The organism is Sporomusa acidovorans, assembly GCF_900101845.1.
In the GTDB taxonomy this organism is placed as follows: Bacteria; Bacillota; Negativicutes; order Sporomusales; family Sporomusaceae; genus Sporomusa; species Sporomusa acidovorans.
The window spans coordinates 1-20,646 of sequence record NZ_FNAM01000071.1 but is presented as its reverse complement, the minus strand read 5'-3'; the positions used below and the strand labels follow the sequence as shown (position 1 = coordinate 20,646).

The following is a 20,646-nucleotide window of genomic DNA, read 5'->3' as shown; positions in this document are numbered from 1 at the left end:
GGCAGGAAGAAGTGGTCGGCGCGGTGGCGGTTGTCCGGGATATTCGCGAAGTACGGGAGTTAGTCCACAAAATCACAGCTTCCAGGCCGGTGACTTTTGCCGATATCCCTTTTACCAGTACGGCAATGGCCAGGGTAATGGAGCAGGCCCGCCTGTATGCCCGCAGTGATTCTACCGTGCTGCTATGCGGTGAGACCGGCACAGGCAAAGAACTGTTTGCCCGGGCGCTCCACAGTGGATCGTCCCGGGCTCAAGCGGCTTTTGTACCGGTCAATTGCGCGGCCATTCCCGAAACCCTGCTGGAAAGCGAGCTGTTTGGTTATGAAGAGGGAGCGTTTACCGGTGCGGTGAAAGGCGGCAAACCCGGCTTGTTTGAATTAGCCAACGAAGGCACGCTGTTTTTGGATGAAATCGGGGAAATGTCGGTTCATTTACAGGCCAAGCTGCTGCGTACCCTGCAGGACCGGCGGGTGCGCCGTGTGGGCAGCAGCCGTGAGATCGCAATAAATGTGCGGATAATTTCGGCAACCAACCGCGATCTCGAAAAACAAGTGGCCTGCGGTTTGTTCCGGGAAGATTTATATTATCGTTTGAACGTGATTCCCTTGTTTTTTACCGCCGCTGCGGGAGCGGCAGGAAGATATTCGGTTATTGGCCGAATATTTTTTAAAACGCTTTGCCGGCAAACTGCAGCGGCCGGTACAGGGCTTTACCCCGGCGGCGCTGGAACGTCTGCAGTATTACGACTGGCCGGGCAATGTGCGAGAATTGGAAAATGTAGTGGAACGGGCCGTCAACTTGGTGGGAGGAACGGCAGTAGAAGAACGGCACATTTTATTGGGACGCCGGCCTCCGTCGCGCCAAATTCAAGTACCGGACGTCCGTTTTGAAACCTATCAGACCCTGCACGAGCGGTTAGCCCAAGTGGAAAAAATCATTCTGCGGGAAACGGTTAAACGGTTTGGCTCAGCGCGGCGGGTAGGCTCGGTATTAGGATTGTCGCATACGGCGGTGTTAAAAAAACTCAGAAAATATAACTTGAATCAGCCGCATCAAGCGAATGATGGCTGAGAACGGGCAGGCAACTTTTGAGAGTAGAATTGACAGGATTTTTTTGAGCTTATTAAATATGATTATGTTTATCTGCCGATTTGGTCATAAATGGCTAACGACATATTGGACATATCATAGAATACCTGCGGTTCATCTTTGACATTTTCCGCCATCATGCAAAGGATATAGGTACGGCTTTGCCCATAAACAATGCCGCAGTCATAATTCATACCATCCAATTCACCGGTTTTGTGAGCAATTTTGATATGATGCGGCAATTGTGCCGGAATAATCGTATTGTCTTCCTGGCGGGCCATAATCTCCAGCATAGCCTTGTCGCTCTTAGGGTCAAGGCATTTTCCGTAATATAATTTCTCCAGAATATTAGCCATGTCTGTTACGTTTGTATAATTCTGCCGGCCCTGTTTAACCGCTGCAAAATCCATCATTTTTCTTTGCAGGCTGGTATCACTCGAACATCCCAGTTTTTTAATCATCGCATTGACGTTGTCCATCTTCAGCTTGTCAATTAAAATATTGCAGGCGCTATTATCGCTTTGAACAATCATAAGTTCAACCAGTTGAGCGATTGTCAGTACGGTGCCGTCAGCAAGGTTATAGACAGAGCCACCCTCTACTGTTTCTGCACGACGAATTGTAACCTGTTCGTTAAAATCCAGTTTCCCTTGATTTTTTTGATTAAAGGCTTCAATCATAATCGGAATCTTAATCAAACTGGCCGAAGCCATTTTATGGGAATTAAGAACCACATCATGACCTTTTTCTCCCAACGGCCTTACATAAATAGCATATTTAGCTTCCTTTTGCGTCGAAAAATTTTTGACTTGCTCACTCAGCCATGTTTCAGTGATGGGCGCGGCACTTGCCGCATTAGGACGAATAATGCCCATACAGAATCCCCCCATTTATTTAATTTCCTGCCATCCTTCTATGTCGGTAATGCCCAGTCCGGGAGCCTCCGCTATCCATAATTCATTTTTAGCAAAATTTACGCCGCCTGCGACAGGATCTGCAGCCAGCAAAACTGCCGCATCCAAGTCTGACCTTGTGATAATTTGCCTGCCGGCAGCCAAACTTGCGGCCGCCGTTATGCCGACTTTGCTTTCCAGCATACAGCCCATCATGCATTGTACCCCGACGGTTTCAGCCAAATTGGCGATTTTCACGGCATTGTGCAAACCGCCTGCTTTCATCAGTTTTATATTAATTAAATCACAGGCCCGCATCGCCAAGAGTTGAAATACCTCATAAGGTCCAAAAGCCGATTCATCAGCCATAATGTCTGTGTCCACGTGGTCGGTAACATACTTGAGCCCTGCAAAATCATGAGCCCTTACCGGTTGCTCAATCAATTCGATATTCAGTCCCATGTCCTCAAACCGGCGGATAATCCTTACGGCCTCTTTGGGCTTCCAACCTTGATTGGCATCCAGCCGCAGCTTCACATCCTGGCCAAGAGCCTGCCGGATGGCTTTCACCCGCTCAATGTCCATCGCCACGTCAGTCCCGACTTTGAGTTTTAGGTCCGTAAAACCAGCCTGGACAGCCTCCAAAGAGTCCCGCACCATCTCGTCCGGCGCGTTCACACTGATTGTCAAGTCCGTAGTCAGCTTATTACAATAGCCCCCAAATAACTTATACAGGGGAATATTATGTAATTTGCCAAACAAATCGTAAACCGCCATGTCAACCGCCGCTTTCGCTGAATGGTTATGAAGCATGGCCGTATCAAGCGTGGCCATGATTGCCTCCATATTGTCGATCTCCATCCCGATCAGCTTTGGCCCGATTGTGTCACGGATTGCCGCAATCACCGAATCCTGGCTGTCGCCGGTGATTACCGCGGTAGGCGGAGCGTTGCCATAGCCAATTTCATCTGTATCGGATATTATCTTTATGATAATATCCTCGGCGGAGTTGACTTGCCGTAAAGCCGTTTTAAACGGTTTTTTTAACGGAATACTTACTTTACCAATTTTAATCTCGCGAATTTTCATAGCCAAACCCTCTCTATCTTATTTTTCATTATGATTAAAAAGCCCAGCCAAAATGCCCTTCGTGGAAAGGTTCATTTCGCTGGGTTTTACTTACGTATATGCCTGTTTATAAGCAAGGCACTTAATAAATAAAGCAGCCATATTCCATATTTTATTTCCGTATTGTCAATTCGTCACAAAATTGATAATTCCTTCCAGGCACAATCATTTTCTATAAGAAAATAGCAGTGATTATTTGCTATTGTCACTTTGCTGAATCGTACAAAATTGTTTTTGCGCATCTTTATAGGCAACTAAGATTGCGTTTCTCCCCTTATGCAAAGGCATTCCCTTCGGCATGATTTGCTATTCGACGACAGGAGAAATTTTCCTTCCGGCGTTTAAAAAAACAGTGACATATACCTAACCCTCAAGGTACTAAAGATTTTTACAGGCAACACAGTTCACTTTTGTGTTGCCGCCAGTTTTTTCACCAGTGCCGCCGCACTTTTACAGGTCATGGCTGCCGACATGATGCAGAATCCCCTTGCCCCACTCGCCAGGACTTGCCCTACATTCCCGCTGTTAATGCCGCCGATGGCAAAAACCGGCAAACAGGTTGCCTGACAAACCTGCCGTAAAAAAGACACCCCTCTGGGGGCAATTCCTTTTTTGCAATCTGTGGCAAAAATGTGCCCGGCAATGACATAGGCAGCCCCCAGCGCCTGGGCTTCTTTGGCTTCGGCAACCGAGTGGACAGATGCGCCGACCACCAGCGAATGCTGCTCTCTGTGGTAAGTGCGCAAGTCCGGCATGGAAAGCTGCAGATGGGTAAGTCCAAGTTTTTCCGCAACGGTAACATTGCGGTGAATGATCAATTCCACTCCATACTGCCCGCAGATTTCTTGCACTTTGACGGCTAACGACTCATAAGCCGGTACATCCAGATCTTTTTCCCGCAGCAACACGGCATAAGGCTGCGCCTGGGCCAACTGCCGCACGCGGGTTAAGAAATCCTCCCGGCACAGCGTACGGTTTGTCACACAAATCATCATTGGCGCTATACCCTGATATAATCGTTATATACCGGTTGCAGCCCTTTGCCGACAATCATTTGATGGACTTCGTCCACACTGCGCGGATCGGCGATTTCAAATTGTTCGTCGCCTTTTTCTTCTGCCTGGTGTCCCCCAACGCCAACGCTGACGCCGGCAGAAATTTTAGTAGCTGCCATACCGATTACATGGTCCCGGAACCAGGCCCGCTCCCGGGTAGAAATCGTAATGCCCGCAAACGGCATTAACAGGCGGTAAGAGAGCATCACTTGCAATAACTGTCTTTCGTGAACATCCCTGGGATTGTTTTTTGCATTGTTGATATAGGGCCGTAACCGGGGGACAGAAAAAGAAATTTCGGCATGGGGATATTTCTGTTGCAAAAACCAGGCATGCAAGCCAACCGCCAAAGCGTCTTTCCGGAAATCATCCAACCCTAAGAGAGCACCAAAAGCTACCCCGCGCATACCGCCCCGCAAAGCCCGTTCCTGGGCATGAAACCGATAAGGAAATATCCGTTTGGGGCCACGCAAATGAACTTGCTCATATTTGTCGGTATTATAGGTCTCCTGATACACACAAACAAAGTCGGTGCCGCATTGATGCAAATACGCATATTCGTCGGTATTTAAGGGATAGATCTCAATACCAATTGTTGAAAAATATTGTGCCGCCAACTTCACGGCCTCGCCAATATATTCCACTCCCGACTGGTAACGGGACTCACCGGTAAGCAGCAAAATTTCCTGCAGCCCGGTGGCGGCAATTGCGTTCATTTCCGCTTCCATTTCTTCTAAGGATAACTTTCCCCGCTGGATGTGGTTATGGCAGTTAAAACCGCAATAAACGCAATGATTTTCGCAGTAATTGGCAATATATAGCGGCGTAAACAGCTGAACCGAATTGCCAAAATGCTTCCTGGTTTCCGCCTGGGCTTTCGCGGCCATTATTTCCAAATAATCCATGGCGGCCGGCGACAAAAGTGCGCCATAGTCGCTGAGGGAAAGCTGCTCTTTGCCCAGCGCCCGTTTTACATCGTCGCCGGTAATCCGCTCATAATCATAGTCGTCCATCAGCGCTGTAACCCTTGCCAGCAAGTCTGAATCAATCGCCTCCATCCCTGCCAGATATTCCATGTGATTTTGCTGACCTGTCATGATCTCACTCCTCCAAAAATCCTGTTAGCGGACTGGATGCTTCCGCCTTTTTATCCAAAACACGCCCCATACCTGCCAGATAAGCCCCCCGGCCAGCCTCAACAGCCTGTTTAAAGGCTCTTGCCATTTGGGCTACATTGCCTGAGGTGGCAATGGCGGTATTGCACATTACGGCATCCACTCCCATCTCCATCGCTTCACAGGCCTGCGACGGCCGGCCGATACCCGCATCGACAATAATGGGTAAATCGATTTCATCTACGAGAATCCGGATAAACTCTTTGGTGCACAGGCCTTTATTGCTGCCAATCGGTGCCCCAAGCGGCATGACGGAAGCCGCGCCGGCATTGACTAAAGCCCGGGCCGCATTGAGGTCCGGATACATATAGGGCATGACGCTAAAGCCCTCTTTAGCCAGAATTTCCGTGGCTTTAACGGTTTCATAGTTGTCTGGCAGCAGGTATTTTGTGTCATGAATGACTTCCAGTTTAATAAAGTCCCCACAGCCGATTTCCCGGGCCAGACGGGCAATCCGGACAGCCTCTTCGGCGTTTCTGGCACCTGAGGTGTTAGGCAAAAGGGTAATCCCCTGCGGAATATACTCTAAAATGTTCTCCTGCCCGCCGACATTGGCACGGCGCAAAGCAAGGGTCACTATTTCCACTTCCCCATGCTCAATGACCGCCCGCGTCATCTCCAGCGAAAACTTACCCGATCCCAGGATTAATCTTGACTTGAATGTATGCCCCCCGATTACTAACTGATCATTCATACTAAGTACCTCCTTATATCTCTTCCATTCCCACTAAAAGGCGCAATACCATATTGGCCTGATGACCGGCACAAATCTGCACTCTTGGCGCCATCAGTCCTCTGCCGATTGCCGCCCCGTTTTCCAGATCCCCGCACACAAACAGCCGCGCAAGCGGTTTTGCTGTTTTAATCAAATTAGAGCTGGCATAGCCGGCCATGCCGGAAGCGGCCACAATTTTTATATCCGGGAGTTTGTCCAAAGCCGTATTCACCAGCATAGCTTTGGCATCCGGCTTGTCAAAAGCCTCACACAGAACTTCGTAATCCCCGAACAATTCAGGCACATTTTCCGCATCCACCCGTACCGTACGGGTTTCAACCTGAATAAATGGATTAATTTCTGCTAGCTGACTCTGTAGTGCCTGGGTTTTGGGCATACCCAAATGGCGAATGTAATAGCTTTGCCGGTTCAAATTACTGGGTTCAACAATGTCAAAATCGACTAACAACAATTTGCCAACGCCGATCCGCGCCAGCATAACGGCTATATTCGAGCCCAGTCCTCCCAAGCCCGCAATGGCGACACGGCCTTGTTTTACTTTTTTATGTACTGTGGGAGTATGCCGGGCCATCATCATGCTTTCCAATTCCTCCCGGCTAGGCATGGCGCCTTTACGAATCAGCGTTAGTGTGTCGCCCTCGGCCAGCGGATGATCGCTGTCAATCTGAAAGCCATTTAAGATGACAACATCAGTCGCGCCGCCGAACTGTGACCTTGCTTCAAAGACGGTATGGCAGGCAAGTGCCTGCCGCCGGCCATTGATCTCTACCTGCATGTCCTCAACCTCCACCCACGAAACGAACAATTTCCAATGTATCCGCATCGGTAAGCTGCACATTTTCATAATCTTCTTTAGGAACAATCGCGCCGTTACGTTCCACGGCAATAGTCTGGCAATTAAATTGCTCTGACGTTAAAAACGCCAGTAAAGTTTGGTCTTGTTCCAGCCGAACGGTCTTACCGTTTACCTGCATTGTCTTCATCTCCTTTATTTAAAATAAAAAAGCACAAAATGGAAGTTGACACCCTTTTGGTGGTGTTCCCCATTTTGTGCTTTTTCTTTTTTTTTCAGTATACCATATTCCTGATAGCGAGACAAGATTTTCCTTGTTGTCTGTGCGGAAATTTCCGGTACACGGCACCGGCATTAATTATAGATAATTAAGCAGCAGCAAGGAAAACATCGCTAAAACAATGGCGTTGCATTCCAGCAGCGTTCTGACCGGCGACTTGTTTTCCGATTTCGAACGATCTTCCATCAGTTCGGTAAGGCCAAGTTTTTTTTCAGCACTGATACTATTATCCATTTACAACACCTCCAAAATTTTACATGATTCTGCAAAATTCATTGTTGTATATTGTTGAAATATAATTGCTGCAACTGTAGCTAACTTTCAACTCTAGTATAATAGCTTTTACTATAGATGAAAAGTATTTGCTATCTTTTATTTTATTGCCAAGACGGCATCAGCCTGGACTTTTTCCGCCGGCTTATTCCCCCAATAGCTGGCTAACAGACTGCCGGTGACATATTCCCAGACCGTCATGACGGCAGCGGGTAAGGCCGCCATCGGATCTAAATGGGCTAACGCCAAAGCTACCGCCAGTCCTGAGTTTTCCATACCGATTTCAAAAGTAATGGCTCTTGACTTTTTCTTCGACATGCCGACCGCCCTGCCGGAAAAATACCCCAGCAGCAATCCGGCCGTATTATGAAGCGCTACCGCTAAACATAGAATAAGTGCCATTGTCGCCATTTTTGACGCATTCAAAGCTACGACGGAAGCCATAATGGCAATAATGAATATAACGGATACGGCCGGCACAACCTTGGTGAGTTTTTCTACCAGGTTAGGCGCCACCGTATGGAGCATAACCCCAATAGCAACGGGAATCAGCACAATTTTTACAATATCCACAAGCAAGGCAACAATATCAATAGGAATCATCGAACCGGCCAGCAGTTGAAATATATAGGTTGTAAGCACAGGGGCCAAAATAGTATTAATGCTCGAAACTGTTACCGATAAAGCCGTATCCCCTTTGGCAATATAGGTCATAACATTGGAGCCGGTACCGCTGGGGCAGGCCCCCAAAAGAACCATACCGGCTGCCAGCGCCGGCGGCAGGCCGAGCATTTTCGCCACGCCAAACCCCACCAGGGGCATAATGAGATAACGGAAAAAGACCCCATAAAAAACATCCTTAGGCCGGGTAAAAACAAGGCGAAAATCTTCAACCGACATGGTAAGCCCCATTCCCAGCATAATAATCCCTAAAAGATACGAAATATACTTACCAATCGGCTTGAACGGCTCCGGATTAAAGAAGGCAATAACAGAACAAATCACCACCCATAGTGTCATATTCCGGCAAATAAACTGGGCCACCTTTTCCAAATACTTCATTCTCCAATAACCTCCTGAAAAATAAAATAAAAAAACTCTTGCCCTTCAAGTCATAGACTTAAAGGGGCAAGAGGCAATTCTCGCGGTACCACCCTTTTTACAGATAAAAAAATATCTGCATCTCATCAGGTCTAACAACCCTAGCAGTATAACGGCTACACTCCTTACTGGAGCTGAGACCGGCGCAGCTTACTTTGCAGTTCGGCTTTGCTGTTCAGGAGTGATTTTTGTACCTTCCGCTGTTACCGGTTCGCACCTGCCACCGGCTCTCTGAAACAACATTGAAAATACAACGTTCTCCCTCATCACATTTCTTATATGCAATTAAATTGTTAACACGTAATTACTATACCCTGTTATTTTTCTTCTGTCAATACATTTTTACAACATTCTGTCCACTGCAACAGGAAACATGTTCTTCAGGTGCTAGTGTCACCCACTCATTGATCCGGCCTGCTTACTTTAACAAACTTAAAGCAAGATTAGTATGCAAATAAATGATTTTCTCGTCTGTCGTAACATTGGATACCATAAGCTGATCGCCAATAGCCTGCCCAATGCCGGTGCTGAACAGCGACTGGGCAAACGGTTTCAAATTTATATCCACCGTATTCCCGTGCACCTTACTGTCTATATTGGCCTGAGCAAGCGGGTTACCGTAGATATCAGCCAGAAATCCCAGGCTCATTTGATTCATGAACCAGGACGCGATCGAATGGCCCAGAAGTTCTTTTTTATCAATATGCAAGGTTAAGAAAGCATTATCTTTGTCAAAATGAAATTGTTTAACGGTGCAATGAACACGTATGGTGCCGGCATTGGCGACGGTTGTTGTCAGAACAATCTTATTGTTGGCCTGTATGGCTAGATTTGATGCCTTTATCTTCGGATTATCGGCAATATAGGTATTGAAATAAGAATTGATAGTCTCTTCCGGTATCGCATAGATTCCTGTCTGCATATTGGAAATAGTTTGCGCTCTGAATAGTTCACCTGTCATATCGGTTGTTTCTGCCGAAACAACCATAGCAAAAGAAAAAAGCAGTAAAAAGCATAGCCAAGCTATACGTTTCAATCGAATCATCTCCAAAATAATATTGATAATTTCCCAATTCGATTTTTACGCGATTGTCAAATTGTCCAGCAAGTTTCCTATAGAATCTTTTGTTAATAGGGCATGCACTAATGTGTAGTATTCCGGCAAACTATGCTTTGCCCATTTTAAATCGATGTGCAGCAACTCAGACGTAATAGCTGTAAGATCAAAGCCAAAAGAATCCAGCGAATACCGCATCGTCTCCGGGTAGCGGCAAGGCAACTCATCGAACCGGCTGCAGCGCTCACATAAATGACACCCGCCTGAGGCCAAACCAACACTGCCGGGAATTTTGCGTTCCAAAGCCAAAACCGTTTCCGATAATTTGTCCTTTACTTCACGCAGCGTACAGCGGGTGATTTCTTTGACCTTGTCCGCCGTATCGGCCGCTTTAATGGTTTCTGGGTCATAGATTACCTGTACGCCGATTAGATAGATATAACGGAAAGGCAGCAAAAACTGGTTAGCGTCAAATTGCAGGGGCGGACAAGACCAACGGGTCTGATAATTATGACATTCTCGGCAAAAGGCCATAAATTTGTCCTGGTCCTGATATTTTTTAATAAATTCCGGGATGGGGACTGAGTTGACCTTTATTGCGGTATGATACACGTCAATTACCTCGCTTTTATTTTTTAGCATGGAAAAAATGGTTATCAGGCGATTTGAGGTTCTATCACAATAAATTTACCATAAAACGGCAAGTTCCTGCAAACATTCAGAGATTTGCAGGAACTTGCCTGTTGCTTAACCGCTGCAATCAGGCACAACAGATAAGTAAAAATCCCGTTTTTGTATTTCTACAAAAACGGGATTTGGGGATATTAGTATTATCTGATATACTCCAGCCTAAGTGCCCCTATTTTAGGGATTCTGCCGCCGCTTCCTTCTTAGGAATTAACAGCACGGAAATTGTGCCCAAAATTGCGAATGAAGCCAGGAAATACATGCCAGCGTTGGTTGAGCCGGTCACGTCTTTCAGGAAGCCGACCATATAGGGGCCGAAGAATCCGCCCAAGTTACCGAACGAGTTGATGATCGCAATCCCTACGGCAGCCGTAGCCTCCGACAGGTACATATTCGGCAGGGTCCAGTATGTGCCGACAAAGGAATAGATAGCGGCCTGACTTACGCAGAGCAGCAACATCGACAGCATCAAATTATCAGTCATGGTTAACCCTATCAGGCCAAAAAAGGCAAAGCCGATGGGAATAGCCGTATGATACCGGCGTTCCTGTTTGGCATCAGAACGTTTAGCAACATAAACCATGGCGGCAATCGCGCACATATACGGAATGGTGGAGATTAACCCGATATTGGATAAGCTCATTGCCTTAGCCAGATTTTTTAGTATCTGCGGCATCCACATGCCAAGTCCGTACAACGCCAGAACGTAGCAGAGGTAACAGAAGGCCAGATGCCACACGCGGCCGTTTTTAAATACTTCCCATTTGTTGGCCACTTTCACTTTTAACTGTTTGGCTACATGTTCGCGCTCAAGCTCGGCAATCAGCCATTTCTTTTCTTCTGCTGTCAGGAACTTAGCCTGATCCGGTCTGTCTACCATCACAAACAGCGTAACGATTCCCAAAAGAATTGCCGGAACTCCCTCGAGGATAAACATCCAGCGCCAGCCGGCCAGACCCAGCCAGACTACGTTTTCCATTATCCAGGACGATATGGGGCCAACGATGATATTTGCCAACGCCATGCCGCACATAAACAGCGACATTGTTTTGGCAAAATGCTTGGTCGGAAACCAAAACGTAAAATACAGGACAATGCACGGATAAAAACCGGCTTCGGCGGCACCGAGCAGAGCCCGCAAAATGGCAACATGGGTAACATTTTGCGCAAATGCCAGAATGACCGTCACCAGTCCCCAACTGACAAGAATCCGGGCAATCCATTTCCGGGCGCCAACTTTATGCATGATAACATTACTGGGAACTTCAAAAAAGAAATACGTTATAAAAAAGATACCGGCCAGCATCCCAAACGTACTGGCACTAATTCCTAAATCCTTGTTCATTTGCAATGCGGCAAAACCAATATTCACCCGGTCGAGCATAGCAACGATATATAACAGCATAACATAGGGCACAAGTTTCCAGCGGATTTTGGTCATGAGTTGATCTTCTTGTTGTTCAGTAAAGCTTATGTTTGTCAATGAATACACCTCCGTTAGTTTGCTTATACTCTTTTCTTACTAAACTGCGACTAGCGGATCGGCTGCTTTAGTCCCCACCTCCTCATAGACTTAATTTCTATCAGCAGGTCCTGCATCAATGGAAAAACGTATAGTGACAAATCAGCTTAGCACTATAACAATAATTTCCATGGCAGTATCCATACCTGATTCAGCGAAGTATATTAACATAAGTTATATTTCAGAATTTTCAATTATATATAAAACCATTTTGGCAAAATTTTAGCTGTTTGATCTCCTAAAACTTTGCTGCGCAACCGTTTCACTACCCTGATGAACCGTGATATAGCCTATATAACGGAAGTTTTGAGATTTTTGTTCTATATTGTCGAATATTGTTTTTATTTTTCCATACTCATACTTTATCCTAACTACCGGCTTGTTGTCAACAAATATATTTAATATTCATATTGCTTCAAGTTTTATGATAACCGCCTTCCTGGGCGAGTCCAAAAAACAAAGAAACAAGGGCGCTAACTGTCCTTGTTTCTAGTATCGACAGACATATAGATGAGGTCTACCAGGCAGCCGCCGTGCCGTCGGTGCGGGGTTCTGTCCCCCCGGCTAAAACACCGTGCTCATCCCGCCAAATTATTTGCCCTCTGCCCATGGAAATATTGCCTACTGTCCGCCCTATATCATGCCCACGCCGTACGAGAGCCTCGGCAATAGCTTCCGGGAACTGATTTTCTACCAGAATAGTTTTTCCTGAAGTCCATTGCCAGCGTGGCGCATCAAGCGCCGCTTGCGGATTAAGCTGAAAATCAATCGTATTCATCACCATCTGCAGGTGTCCCTGCGGCTGAACAAACGCCCCCATAACGCCGAAGGGTCCGACGGCCCGGCCGTTTTGAGTCATAAAGCCCGGAATAATGGTATGATAAGGCTTTTTCCCGGGTTCCAGGCAATTAGGATGGCTGGGATCAAGCGAAAAATTACAGCCACGGTTATGAAGGGCAATACCGGTATTAGGCACCACCAGTCCGGAGCCAAACCCCATATAATTGCTCTGAATGTAAGACACCATATTGCCTTCCGCGTCGGCTGTTGCTAAATAAACCGTCCCGCCCTTAGGCGGCGTGACGGGCATTGGCTGCAAAGCCTGACTGCCGATAAGCTTTCGCCGTTCAGCGGCAAAGCTATCAGACAACAAATCTTCCACACTAACCCGCATCTTACGGGGGTCCGCAATATGGGCCAAGCCATCGGCAAAAGCCAGCTTCATAGCCTCAAACTGTTTGTGATATGTTTCAACAGACTCTTTATTGGTAAAGGTAAAGCCTTTAAGAATATTTAACGCCATCAATGTAATCAGGCCGTGACCGTTAGGGGGAATTTCCCAAATGTCATAGCCACGGTAATTAATGTGAATAGGTTCAACCCATTCCGGCCGGAACCCGGCTAAATCGCTCTCCCGGATAAAACCGCCAGATTTTTGGGCAAAAGAAACAATTTTATCAGCAAGTTCGCCTTGATAAAAAGCTGCGGTTTTTGACTCTGCAAGTAACTGCAAGGTTGCGGCATGATCGCTTGAGCTCCATATTTCCCCGGCCCTGGGCGCATGCCCCTGGGGTGCAAACGTGTCAAACCAGTACTTAAATTCTGCGCCGTCGGCATTGCTGAACCGTTTAAACCCTTCTTCCCATTGCAGGCTATGGATTGGCGATACCGGGAACCCTTTGGCGGCATACTCAATAGCCGGTGCCATAATTTCCGGCAAAGTTAACCTGCCAAAACGCTCAACCAGTGCTCCCCAGGCCGCCGGTGCTCCGGGTACGGTTACCGGCAGCCAGCCGTTGTTGGGCATAACTTTATGTCCCTGCCTCCTTACGGTTTCCGGTGAAAGCGCCGTCGGGGCCGGCCCGCTGGCATTCAGACCATACAACTTGTCTTTGACCCAAACCAGCGCAAAGGCATCCCCGCCAATACCATTCGATGTCGGTTCAACCACTGTCAGACAAACAGCCGTTGCAACCGCCGCATCAACGGCATTGCCGCCCTTGCGCAGAATTGCCAGTCCGGCCTGTGCGGCCAGCGCTTGCGACGTTGCCACCATGCCATTTCTGGCATACACAACGCTCCGTCTGGACGGATAGGGGTTATAAAGTGCGTCGAATTTCATTTTTCTCCCTCCACCAAAAGACTCATTCTCGACTTAGGTATATCTAACCAGTTCGCAAAAGCCACTTCATTTCCCTTCAATATATTACCATTTTATGCAAATATTATTGTCTATCCTTCACAATGATACTTAAATCCGCATAGCTGCCTAGTGGTCAGCGTGGGAAAGGCAGAAATCAAAAAAGCGATGGCTGCTGGTCTTACATTGAGTAAGACCAGCGGCCATCGCCTATTGGAAAAGCCCGAAGGGGCAATTTACAAAGTTCTAAGGGACGACACCTTTTTAGAAGCGTTTGTATATCTACCCCTGCACTATCATTATAATCTAAATATTATGTGAAGTTAAGCGGAAATTTATGGAATACTTCCTTCTTGCTAAAAAGTCCCTTATTCTTTATAATTTTACTGGTTGTTCATTTATCCGGTCTTGTTGAGTATTTGATCATTTATGTGGTCTGACAAGAAAAGAGGAATCATATTTTGCCTGATCTAACCAACCAATGCGAGACAATCCTGCCAGTCGAAAATCCCGCATTACGCGATTATTTAAAAATCTATCAAGCAATTGACCTGGATTTTCTGGAACAAATACAAGCGGCCGGCCTGGCGGTGGATGTTCCGGCAGGCCGGCCGGCAGCAGATAAAATTAAGCGTCTCAAATCGTTAGGAGCGATTGGCCGTAATGCCGACAAAAGCCTTTATTCCAACTGGCTTTCTCCGGCCTGCGCCGCCTGCCGGCAAGGGATAGACAGCATCTCTCTCTACCTGTCGCTCATGTGCCCGCGCCATTGCTACTATTGCTTCAATCCCAACCAGGAAGCCTATTCCTACTACCTGGCCAATCAGCGCGACTGTATCCGGGAACTTGCCGCTCTTTACAAGGCTAATCAAAAGCTCAAATATATTGCCCTTACCGGGGGCGAGCCCTTATTGCACCACCGGGAAACAATCGAGTTCTTCCGTTATGCCAAAAGCAATTTCAAACGAGTTCACACCAGACTCTACACGGCCGGCGACTTGCTTGACCGCCCCTTGCTGCAGCAGTTGCAAGAAACGCAGCTTGATGAAATTCGCTTCAGTATCAAATTAGAAGACAGTGCTGCAACGATACGTCAAATTTATGAACACATCTGCTGGGCCAAAGAATATATTCCTCATGTGTTGGTGGAAATGCCGGTTATACCCGGCAGCTTACAAAAAATGCGGCACCTGCTAAGGGATCTTGACGAGTTAGGGGTTACCGGGATTAATTTGTTAGAATTTTGCTTTCCGTTCCATAATGCCGCTGAATTTCGCAAACGCTCCTTTACAATAAAAAATCCGCCATTCCAGGTTCTGTACAATTACCGCTATGCCGGCGGCCTGCCGGTATCACAGAGCGAAACGGCCTGTCTGGAGCTTATAGAATTCGCCATACGGGAAAAGTTGCGGCTTGGCGTACATTATTGCTCGCTGGAAAATAAATTTACCGAACAAATATATCAGCAAAACAGCCGTCACTATAAACTCTTTCCATTAACCTATTTTTCCCCCCATGATTTTTTTCTGAAAACCGCCAAAGTATTTGGCGACGATATTCCGACTGCGCTGCGAGAGCTAAAAAGCCATAAAACCTCCCCTTACCGACTGGACAAAAAATACGGCTACCTCGAAATCCCCGTGCAGGCTGTGCCCAGACTAAAAAAGCTGGACCTTGCGATCGGCCTTTGTTCCCATATAATTGAAAATCGAGAAGGTAAACCATGCCTGCGCGAACTAAAAGTTGATGTAATACGGACAGGCGGCTTTGATATACGGCAATTATAATGGCAACATCATGTTGAATTACCTAACTAATAGATAAAAGCAGATTCTTACATGAATCTGCTTTTATCTATTAAAGAATTACTTTCCTGCTCCCCTTTTGGGGACCGAAGCTTAAAGTCACTTTAATTATAAACCAATCGCTACGCCGATACCATAAAAGATCGTTCGGTTTACGATTTCACCAACCATCACTAAGGCTGTCAGGACATAAATCAGCTTACTCATTTCTTTCTTATAGGCAATTTTGCCAAGTCCCAGTAAGGCGATAACCAGACAAACCCACATGAGTAGTAAAGTGCCTGTCTTGCTCGCCAATACATGTAAAGACGCTAACCCCGCTGTTCCCGCTTCAGCCAGTTGCCCGGCGAAAAAGGCATAAAAGCCTGCCTGCGCCACAATACCGGCAAAAGTCAGGAACAAGGCCACAGCTAAATACGCTTTTGCCTGCGGGTGTTCGAAAATTTCTACCCCATTCAATAAAAAGGAAACTCCTAAAAATGCCCCCATGGCACAGGTCGCGCCAATGAAAGTAATGTAAGAATGTCCCATTCCCCAGGCGGGAATTACTGTATTAGCATAGATGGCGGCTTGACACAACACACAGACAATGCCCACACCACTGGCGATTGCCGCTGCGCCGGCAAAGTTTTTGCCTTTCCGCGCCAAAAGATAAGCCCCACCTACGGAAACAAAGAATAACCCGTTCAGCACAATTTCCCGGCTTAGCCAGGAACTCCCGAGGTTCAGCATCGCATTCATCGCCTTGACCGGGCTTCCCAAATGGGATGCCGATACCAGCATGGCCACGACTGTCAAAATTGTTGCCGTTAGCAATCCTAACCGGTATTTATCGGTATTTTCCTGATTGACTCCCAGTATTTTACTTCCCACACTCAACATGACCACTAAGCCGACTGCCGCCTGGGAAAGAATCGTATACGTAACCAAATAAAATTCTCCGCTCACCATTAAAGTTGCCTCCTTTGCAAAGTTTTCTTGCTTACAGACTGTCCTTATGCGGTACAAGTACCAGTGATGGCTTGGTAATATTGGGGTCAGGCATGACTTTGCAGGTACCAACCCCGCTGTATTTTGACCGCAATTCTTCGATTTCCCCATAATGGAGCAGCCGCAACGGACAAGCAGCAACACACGCCGGTTCCTCATTTTTCGCGAGCAAGTCCCGGCAGAAATCGCATTTTCCCATGACTCCCGACTTTACATTCATTTGCGGCGCACCGTACGGGCAGGACCAGGCGCAATAACCGCAGCCGATGCATATATCCTGGTTTACGGATACAATTCCCGTCTGCGGGTCTTTTCTCATGGCGCCGGACGGACAGTTTTTTACACATTTGGGTTCGGCACAATGGTTGCAGCTAATACTCAGACTGTAGGCAAATACATTATTCGTAAAACTATTTCCCGCTTGGGTGTAACCACCGCCCTCGTAAGTCGTTACCCGGCGGAAATTTTGACCCACTTCGTTATTTTGTTTATCTTTGCAAGCAATTTGACAGGCTTTGCAGCCTGTACAATATTGGCTCTCATGCACAAATCCTAATTGCATCACTACCCGCTCCCTTCTATAGTGCCTTAACTTCTACCAAATTTGTGTGCTGGGCGTTGCCTTTTGCCAGCGGTGTCGGCTTCAGGTTGGTCAAAATATTGATTGCCCCCCGGGTATCTGTACCCTTTCCATCCGGGGTATACCAGCCGCCCTGGGGCACGGCAACCACACCCGGCATAATCCGCGGGGTGAGCTTCACAAAAATCTGCATTTTACCGCGGTCATTAAAGACTTCTACCCGGTCTCCGTTTTTGATATGACGTTTTTGGGCATCTACAGGATTCATCCACATTTCTTGCCTGCCCACTTCTTCCATCCAGGGGTTATTGTCATGGGTGGAATGGGAACGTCTTCCATAATGCCAGCCAATTAGCTGCAGCGAATATTTTTCTATCAGCGGATCTTCCGGTCCTTCCCAGGACTTAATATATTTGGGTATTGCCGGAATCTCCGCCGGCTGATTCAAATCATACAGCCTGCGGGAGAAAATTTCGATTTTCCCCGACGGTGTAGGAAACGGATTGTGTTCAAAATCCTTAATCTGTTTTTCAAATGCAACTTGTGGTTCGCTATGCGCCCACTTAAAAATTCCCCGTTTGCGAAACTCCTCATAGCCCGGCAGTTCGGGCTTTTTGGCTTTCATTCCGGCATAAACCGCCTTGCACCAGTCGTACATGGTCTCATGACCTTCGGTAAACTTATCTTTAATGCCTAGTTTGTCAGCAACTTCCATCATCCAGTAATATTCAAAACGGCACTCGAACGGCGGTTCAATAGCCTTGCTCATACTACAGATATAATCGCCGGAATTCCAGGGACTGCGCATATTGTCCTCTTCAAATACAGTCGTACCGGGAAGTAAAATATCCGCAAATTTAGCGCTGGGTGTCATGAAAATATCGGAACAGACAATAAACTCACATTTGCCGGTGTCTTTTAAAATTTCGATTGTTTTATTAATGTCGCCATGTTGGTTTAACAAGCATTGCCCTGACATATTCCAGATCATCTTAATATTGCTGGTAAGCTTGGCTACACCGGTCAAGCCATGATCCCTTTTATTCATTCCCACACCGTTTTGCACTGCTTCCGTCCAGAGAAAACAAGGAATTTTTCCATTGAACGGATTTTTTCCGATCGGCACACTGCCTACGCCGTGGCGGTCCGTATATCCTGCTCCGGAAGCAGAGCCACCCTTAATGCCAACGTTCCCGGTAAGGGCGGCAAGTACCGTCCCGCCGCGAACAGGCTGTTCGCCGTAAGCATGGCGCTGCGGTCCGAAACCTTGCAGTAAGGCGGCGGGCTTCATCGTGGCATACTCCCGGCCCAACTGTCTAATTCTGTTAGCCGGCACACCGGTAATTTTTGCCGCCCATTCCGGGGTTTTGGCAATGCCGTCTTTTTCGCCTAAAATATAGGCCTTATAGCTTTCTTTGCCATCAATCCCTTCGGGCATATGCGCTTCATCAAAGCCAACGCAGAACTTGTCCAAAAAGGCCTGGTCATGTAAATTTTCCGTAATGATGGTATACGCCATAGCGTCCATTAACGCATTATCGGTAGTCGGCCTGAGTGCAATCCAGTCATCCGCTAAAGCGGCAGCCGTTGCGCTATAGCGCGGATCGACGACAATAATTTTCGTGCCGGCTTCTTTAGCCCGTTTAAGATAATACATCATTAAACTGCCGAAAATCGTTTCCGCCGGATTATGCCCCCAGAGAATGATTAATTTCGAATTGACAAAATCATCCGGTGTATTGCCGGTTGCCGTCGTGCCGTACGTATACGGCGTAGCATAGGTAGTGGCCGCCGAACTGTAAGAATTGTAAAAATCCAGATAGCCGCCGTCCAAAGCCAGCAGCCTTTTGGCTAAATTCATCGGGTGGATAGCCCCGCTGTAGCCCCAAGCGTAATTTACATACCGTGAACCCGGACCGTAAGTTTCCTTGATTCGTTTCGTCTCGCGGGCAATTGTTTCTACCGCCTCGTCCCAGGTAATGCGCTCAAACTTACCTTCGCCCCGTTCCCCAACCCGCTTCAGGGGGTATTTCAAGCGGTCAGGACTGAGAAAAGTTTTACGGTAGCCCCGTCCTCTGACACAGGCGCGGACTTGTGGACTTTCCGGAGCATCCGGTTCACTGTCAGTACTTAATTTTACAATGGTACCATCCTTGACATGCGCCTTGATCACACAACAACCGCCGCAGTTATTCCGTCCGGCCGTCGGTACAACAGTGATACCATCATCCTGCGCCTGTACCGCTTCCACAGACTTTAAACCAATAGTGGCTGTCCCGGTAATCGCTAAACTCCCGCCAACCGCGCCGCATAGCTTCAAAAAATTTCTTCTCGACAGACTGAACTTTTTTGTACTCATATAACTTCCTCCTCCACTGCTGTCTGCTATTTATTCATCGTTAGCTAAGATATGCGCTAACTCTGCTGCGTCAGTTTCTATGTAAGCTCGCAGAAACAGCGCTAACCCTTTATAAAACTCCATTGTCGTCTGCTCCTGCAAGCTTTGGCAAAAAGCATCCACGAAAAGTAACAAATGATTTTCTAAAAATTCTTTTTGGCCGGCAATATTATCTCTGAAAGATTTATTGTCTTGCTTCGTAAAGCTGTCTACCGCCCGTTTTGTTAACAGCGCCATAAAACTGCACTCTAACCCAATATGGTCAACAGGGCCTTGGGCTGTATCCGCCCTTTCCACACCCCACTTTCGATAAAACTCCTGCACAGCCAACGTATGTTCATCATAGATGATATGCTCCGTACTGGTATACACCGATTCCCACGGATAAACCAGAATGGGACCTGAATTGGCAAATAAAGCAACAAAATGCTCCTGCATGAACTTCCAGTCTTGATCGGTATAATTTTTCATCGCCGTCAGACCTTTGGCCAAAAGCCGAACGCCTGCGTTTTCCTCACCATTTTCGATCATTTGGCAAAACAGATTGCTTTTTATATAATCGGCCATTTTTTCTTTTTGCGGGATTTCAAACAAACACTGCGCAAAAAATTGATAAAACCAGTGCCTGATCTCCATAAACTGCGGAATAGGTAAGTCTTCCACACTTTCACGTCCTTACATGCTATTCTTTACCTTTAGGCAAATAATAGCAGAGTTTCGCGTTGGCCAAAACTCTGCTATCTTGATTCTTTACACTTACTATAACACTTGCAACATAAATTGACAATAATATGTAAAAAGCATATTAAAAATCATTAAAATCTGTTTATTCGTCAAATTGCATCAATTATTCCGTAGTTTTGCAATTGAATAGCTAAAAAGCACCTCTCTAGCCCAGATATTTCGGGCTATTTTTGTGTCAATATTTTTGGATTTTAATGTTG

19 protein-coding genes, 2 pseudogenes and 1 other annotated feature are annotated in these 20,646 nt (G+C 46.9%); of the genes and pseudogenes, 4 read left to right on the top strand and 17 right to left on the bottom strand.

Features of this window, described 5'->3' with window-relative positions; genetic code table 11:
• Window positions 1-125: 125 nt before the first annotated feature.
• The 3 genes and pseudogenes from BLR65_RS31990 to BLR65_RS31210 form a co-directional block, all read left to right on the top strand.
• Window positions 126-548, top strand: a pseudogene (locus BLR65_RS31990) (sigma 54-interacting transcriptional regulator); the annotation flags it as partial.
• A gap of 103 nt (window positions 549-651) precedes the next feature.
• Window positions 652-774 (top strand): annotated as a pseudogene (locus BLR65_RS31985) (AAA-type ATPase lid domain-containing protein); the annotation flags it as partial.
• Window positions 775-924: 150 nt separating this feature from the next.
• A complete protein-coding gene (locus BLR65_RS31210; RefSeq protein WP_245693079.1) occupies window positions 925-1,071 on the top strand; it encodes a TyrR/PhhR family helix-turn-helix DNA-binding protein in 147 nt (48 codons plus the stop codon).
• 68 nt (window positions 1,072-1,139) lie between these two features.
• Here BLR65_RS31210 and BLR65_RS26810 read toward each other — a convergent pair whose 3' ends face one another.
• The 13 genes from BLR65_RS26810 to BLR65_RS26755 form a co-directional block, all read right to left on the bottom strand.
• Entirely contained in the window at window positions 1,140-1,964 is an 825-nt protein-coding gene (locus BLR65_RS26810) for a serine hydrolase (protein ID WP_169716690.1), read from the bottom strand.
• Between the two features lie 15 nt (window positions 1,965-1,979).
• Window positions 1,980-3,071, bottom strand: coding sequence for a dipeptide epimerase (locus tag BLR65_RS26805; protein ID WP_093797596.1), 1,092 nt, complete (start codon window positions 3,069-3,071; stop codon window positions 1,980-1,982).
• Between the two features lie 443 nt (window positions 3,072-3,514).
• The gene (locus BLR65_RS26800) at window positions 3,515-4,105 is read right to left on the bottom strand and encodes a thiamine phosphate synthase (RefSeq protein WP_093797594.1); all 591 of its coding nucleotides are present in this window, start codon (window positions 4,103-4,105) and stop codon (window positions 3,515-3,517) included.
• A 5-nt stretch (window positions 4,106-4,110) separates the two neighbouring features.
• Window positions 4,111-5,262 (bottom strand): 2-iminoacetate synthase ThiH, encoded by a 1,152-nt coding sequence (thiH, locus tag BLR65_RS26795; RefSeq protein ID WP_093797592.1) that lies wholly within the window; start codon window positions 5,260-5,262, stop codon window positions 4,111-4,113.
• Between the two features lie 4 nt (window positions 5,263-5,266).
• Window positions 5,267-6,034, bottom strand: a complete 768-nt coding sequence (locus BLR65_RS26790) for a thiazole synthase (protein WP_093797590.1) — start codon at window positions 6,032-6,034, stop codon at window positions 5,267-5,269.
• Between the two features lie 13 nt (window positions 6,035-6,047).
• Window positions 6,048-6,851, bottom strand: a complete 804-nt coding sequence (gene thiF, locus BLR65_RS26785; RefSeq protein ID WP_093797588.1) for a sulfur carrier protein ThiS adenylyltransferase ThiF — start codon at window positions 6,849-6,851, stop codon at window positions 6,048-6,050.
• A gap of 4 nt (window positions 6,852-6,855) precedes the next feature.
• Complete coding sequence (gene thiS / locus BLR65_RS26780; protein WP_093797586.1) at window positions 6,856-7,050, bottom strand: sulfur carrier protein ThiS; 195 nt, start codon at window positions 7,048-7,050, stop codon at window positions 6,856-6,858.
• Between the two features lie 177 nt (window positions 7,051-7,227).
• The gene (locus BLR65_RS30230) at window positions 7,228-7,383 is read right to left on the bottom strand and encodes a hypothetical protein (RefSeq protein WP_169716691.1); all 156 of its coding nucleotides are present in this window, start codon (window positions 7,381-7,383) and stop codon (window positions 7,228-7,230) included.
• Between the two features lie 138 nt (window positions 7,384-7,521).
• Complete coding sequence (locus tag BLR65_RS26775) at window positions 7,522-8,484, bottom strand: bile acid:sodium symporter family protein (RefSeq protein ID WP_093797584.1); 963 nt, start codon at window positions 8,482-8,484, stop codon at window positions 7,522-7,524.
• 59 nt (window positions 8,485-8,543) lie between these two features.
• Window positions 8,544-8,799: a binding site (T-box leader), on the bottom strand.
• A 142-nt stretch (window positions 8,800-8,941) separates the two neighbouring features.
• A complete protein-coding gene (locus BLR65_RS26770; RefSeq protein ID WP_093797582.1) occupies window positions 8,942-9,559 on the bottom strand; it encodes a hypothetical protein in 618 nt (205 codons plus the stop codon).
• Between the two features lie 45 nt (window positions 9,560-9,604).
• Complete coding sequence (locus BLR65_RS26765; RefSeq protein ID WP_093797580.1) at window positions 9,605-10,222, bottom strand: DUF2284 domain-containing protein; 618 nt, start codon at window positions 10,220-10,222, stop codon at window positions 9,605-9,607.
• Between the two features lie 217 nt (window positions 10,223-10,439).
• Window positions 10,440-11,750: an MFS transporter gene (locus BLR65_RS26760; RefSeq protein WP_245693078.1), complete on the bottom strand. Its 1,311-nt coding sequence runs from the start codon at window positions 11,748-11,750 to the stop codon at window positions 10,440-10,442.
• 556 nt (window positions 11,751-12,306) lie between these two features.
• Complete coding sequence (locus BLR65_RS26755) at window positions 12,307-13,911, bottom strand: gamma-glutamyltransferase family protein (protein ID WP_093797578.1); 1,605 nt, start codon at window positions 13,909-13,911, stop codon at window positions 12,307-12,309.
• A gap of 479 nt (window positions 13,912-14,390) precedes the next feature.
• On the opposite strand from BLR65_RS26755, the gene BLR65_RS26745 reads away from it, so the two are divergent.
• Window positions 14,391-15,716, top strand: coding sequence for a radical SAM protein (locus BLR65_RS26745; protein WP_211285039.1), 1,326 nt, complete (start codon window positions 14,391-14,393; stop codon window positions 15,714-15,716).
• A 126-nt stretch (window positions 15,717-15,842) separates the two neighbouring features.
• On the opposite strand, the gene BLR65_RS26740 is transcribed toward BLR65_RS26745, so the two are convergent.
• Genes BLR65_RS26740 through BLR65_RS26725 form a run of 4 tightly spaced genes read right to left on the bottom strand, consistent with a single transcriptional unit; the run spans window position 15,843 to window position 20,365 of the window.
• A complete protein-coding gene (locus tag BLR65_RS26740; protein ID WP_169716693.1) occupies window positions 15,843-16,685 on the bottom strand; it encodes a dimethyl sulfoxide reductase anchor subunit family protein in 843 nt (280 codons plus the stop codon).
• A 31-nt stretch (window positions 16,686-16,716) separates the two neighbouring features.
• Window positions 16,717-17,286: a DMSO/selenate family reductase complex B subunit gene (locus tag BLR65_RS26735; RefSeq protein WP_093797570.1), complete on the bottom strand. Its 570-nt coding sequence runs from the start codon at window positions 17,284-17,286 to the stop codon at window positions 16,717-16,719.
• Window positions 17,287-17,302: 16 nt separating this feature from the next.
• A complete protein-coding gene (locus BLR65_RS26730; protein WP_093797568.1) occupies window positions 17,303-19,663 on the bottom strand; it encodes a DMSO/selenate family reductase complex A subunit in 2,361 nt (786 codons plus the stop codon).
• A gap of 30 nt (window positions 19,664-19,693) precedes the next feature.
• A complete protein-coding gene (locus BLR65_RS26725; RefSeq protein WP_093797566.1) occupies window positions 19,694-20,365 on the bottom strand; it encodes a TorD/DmsD family molecular chaperone in 672 nt (223 codons plus the stop codon).
• Window positions 20,366-20,646 lie beyond the last annotated feature (281 nt).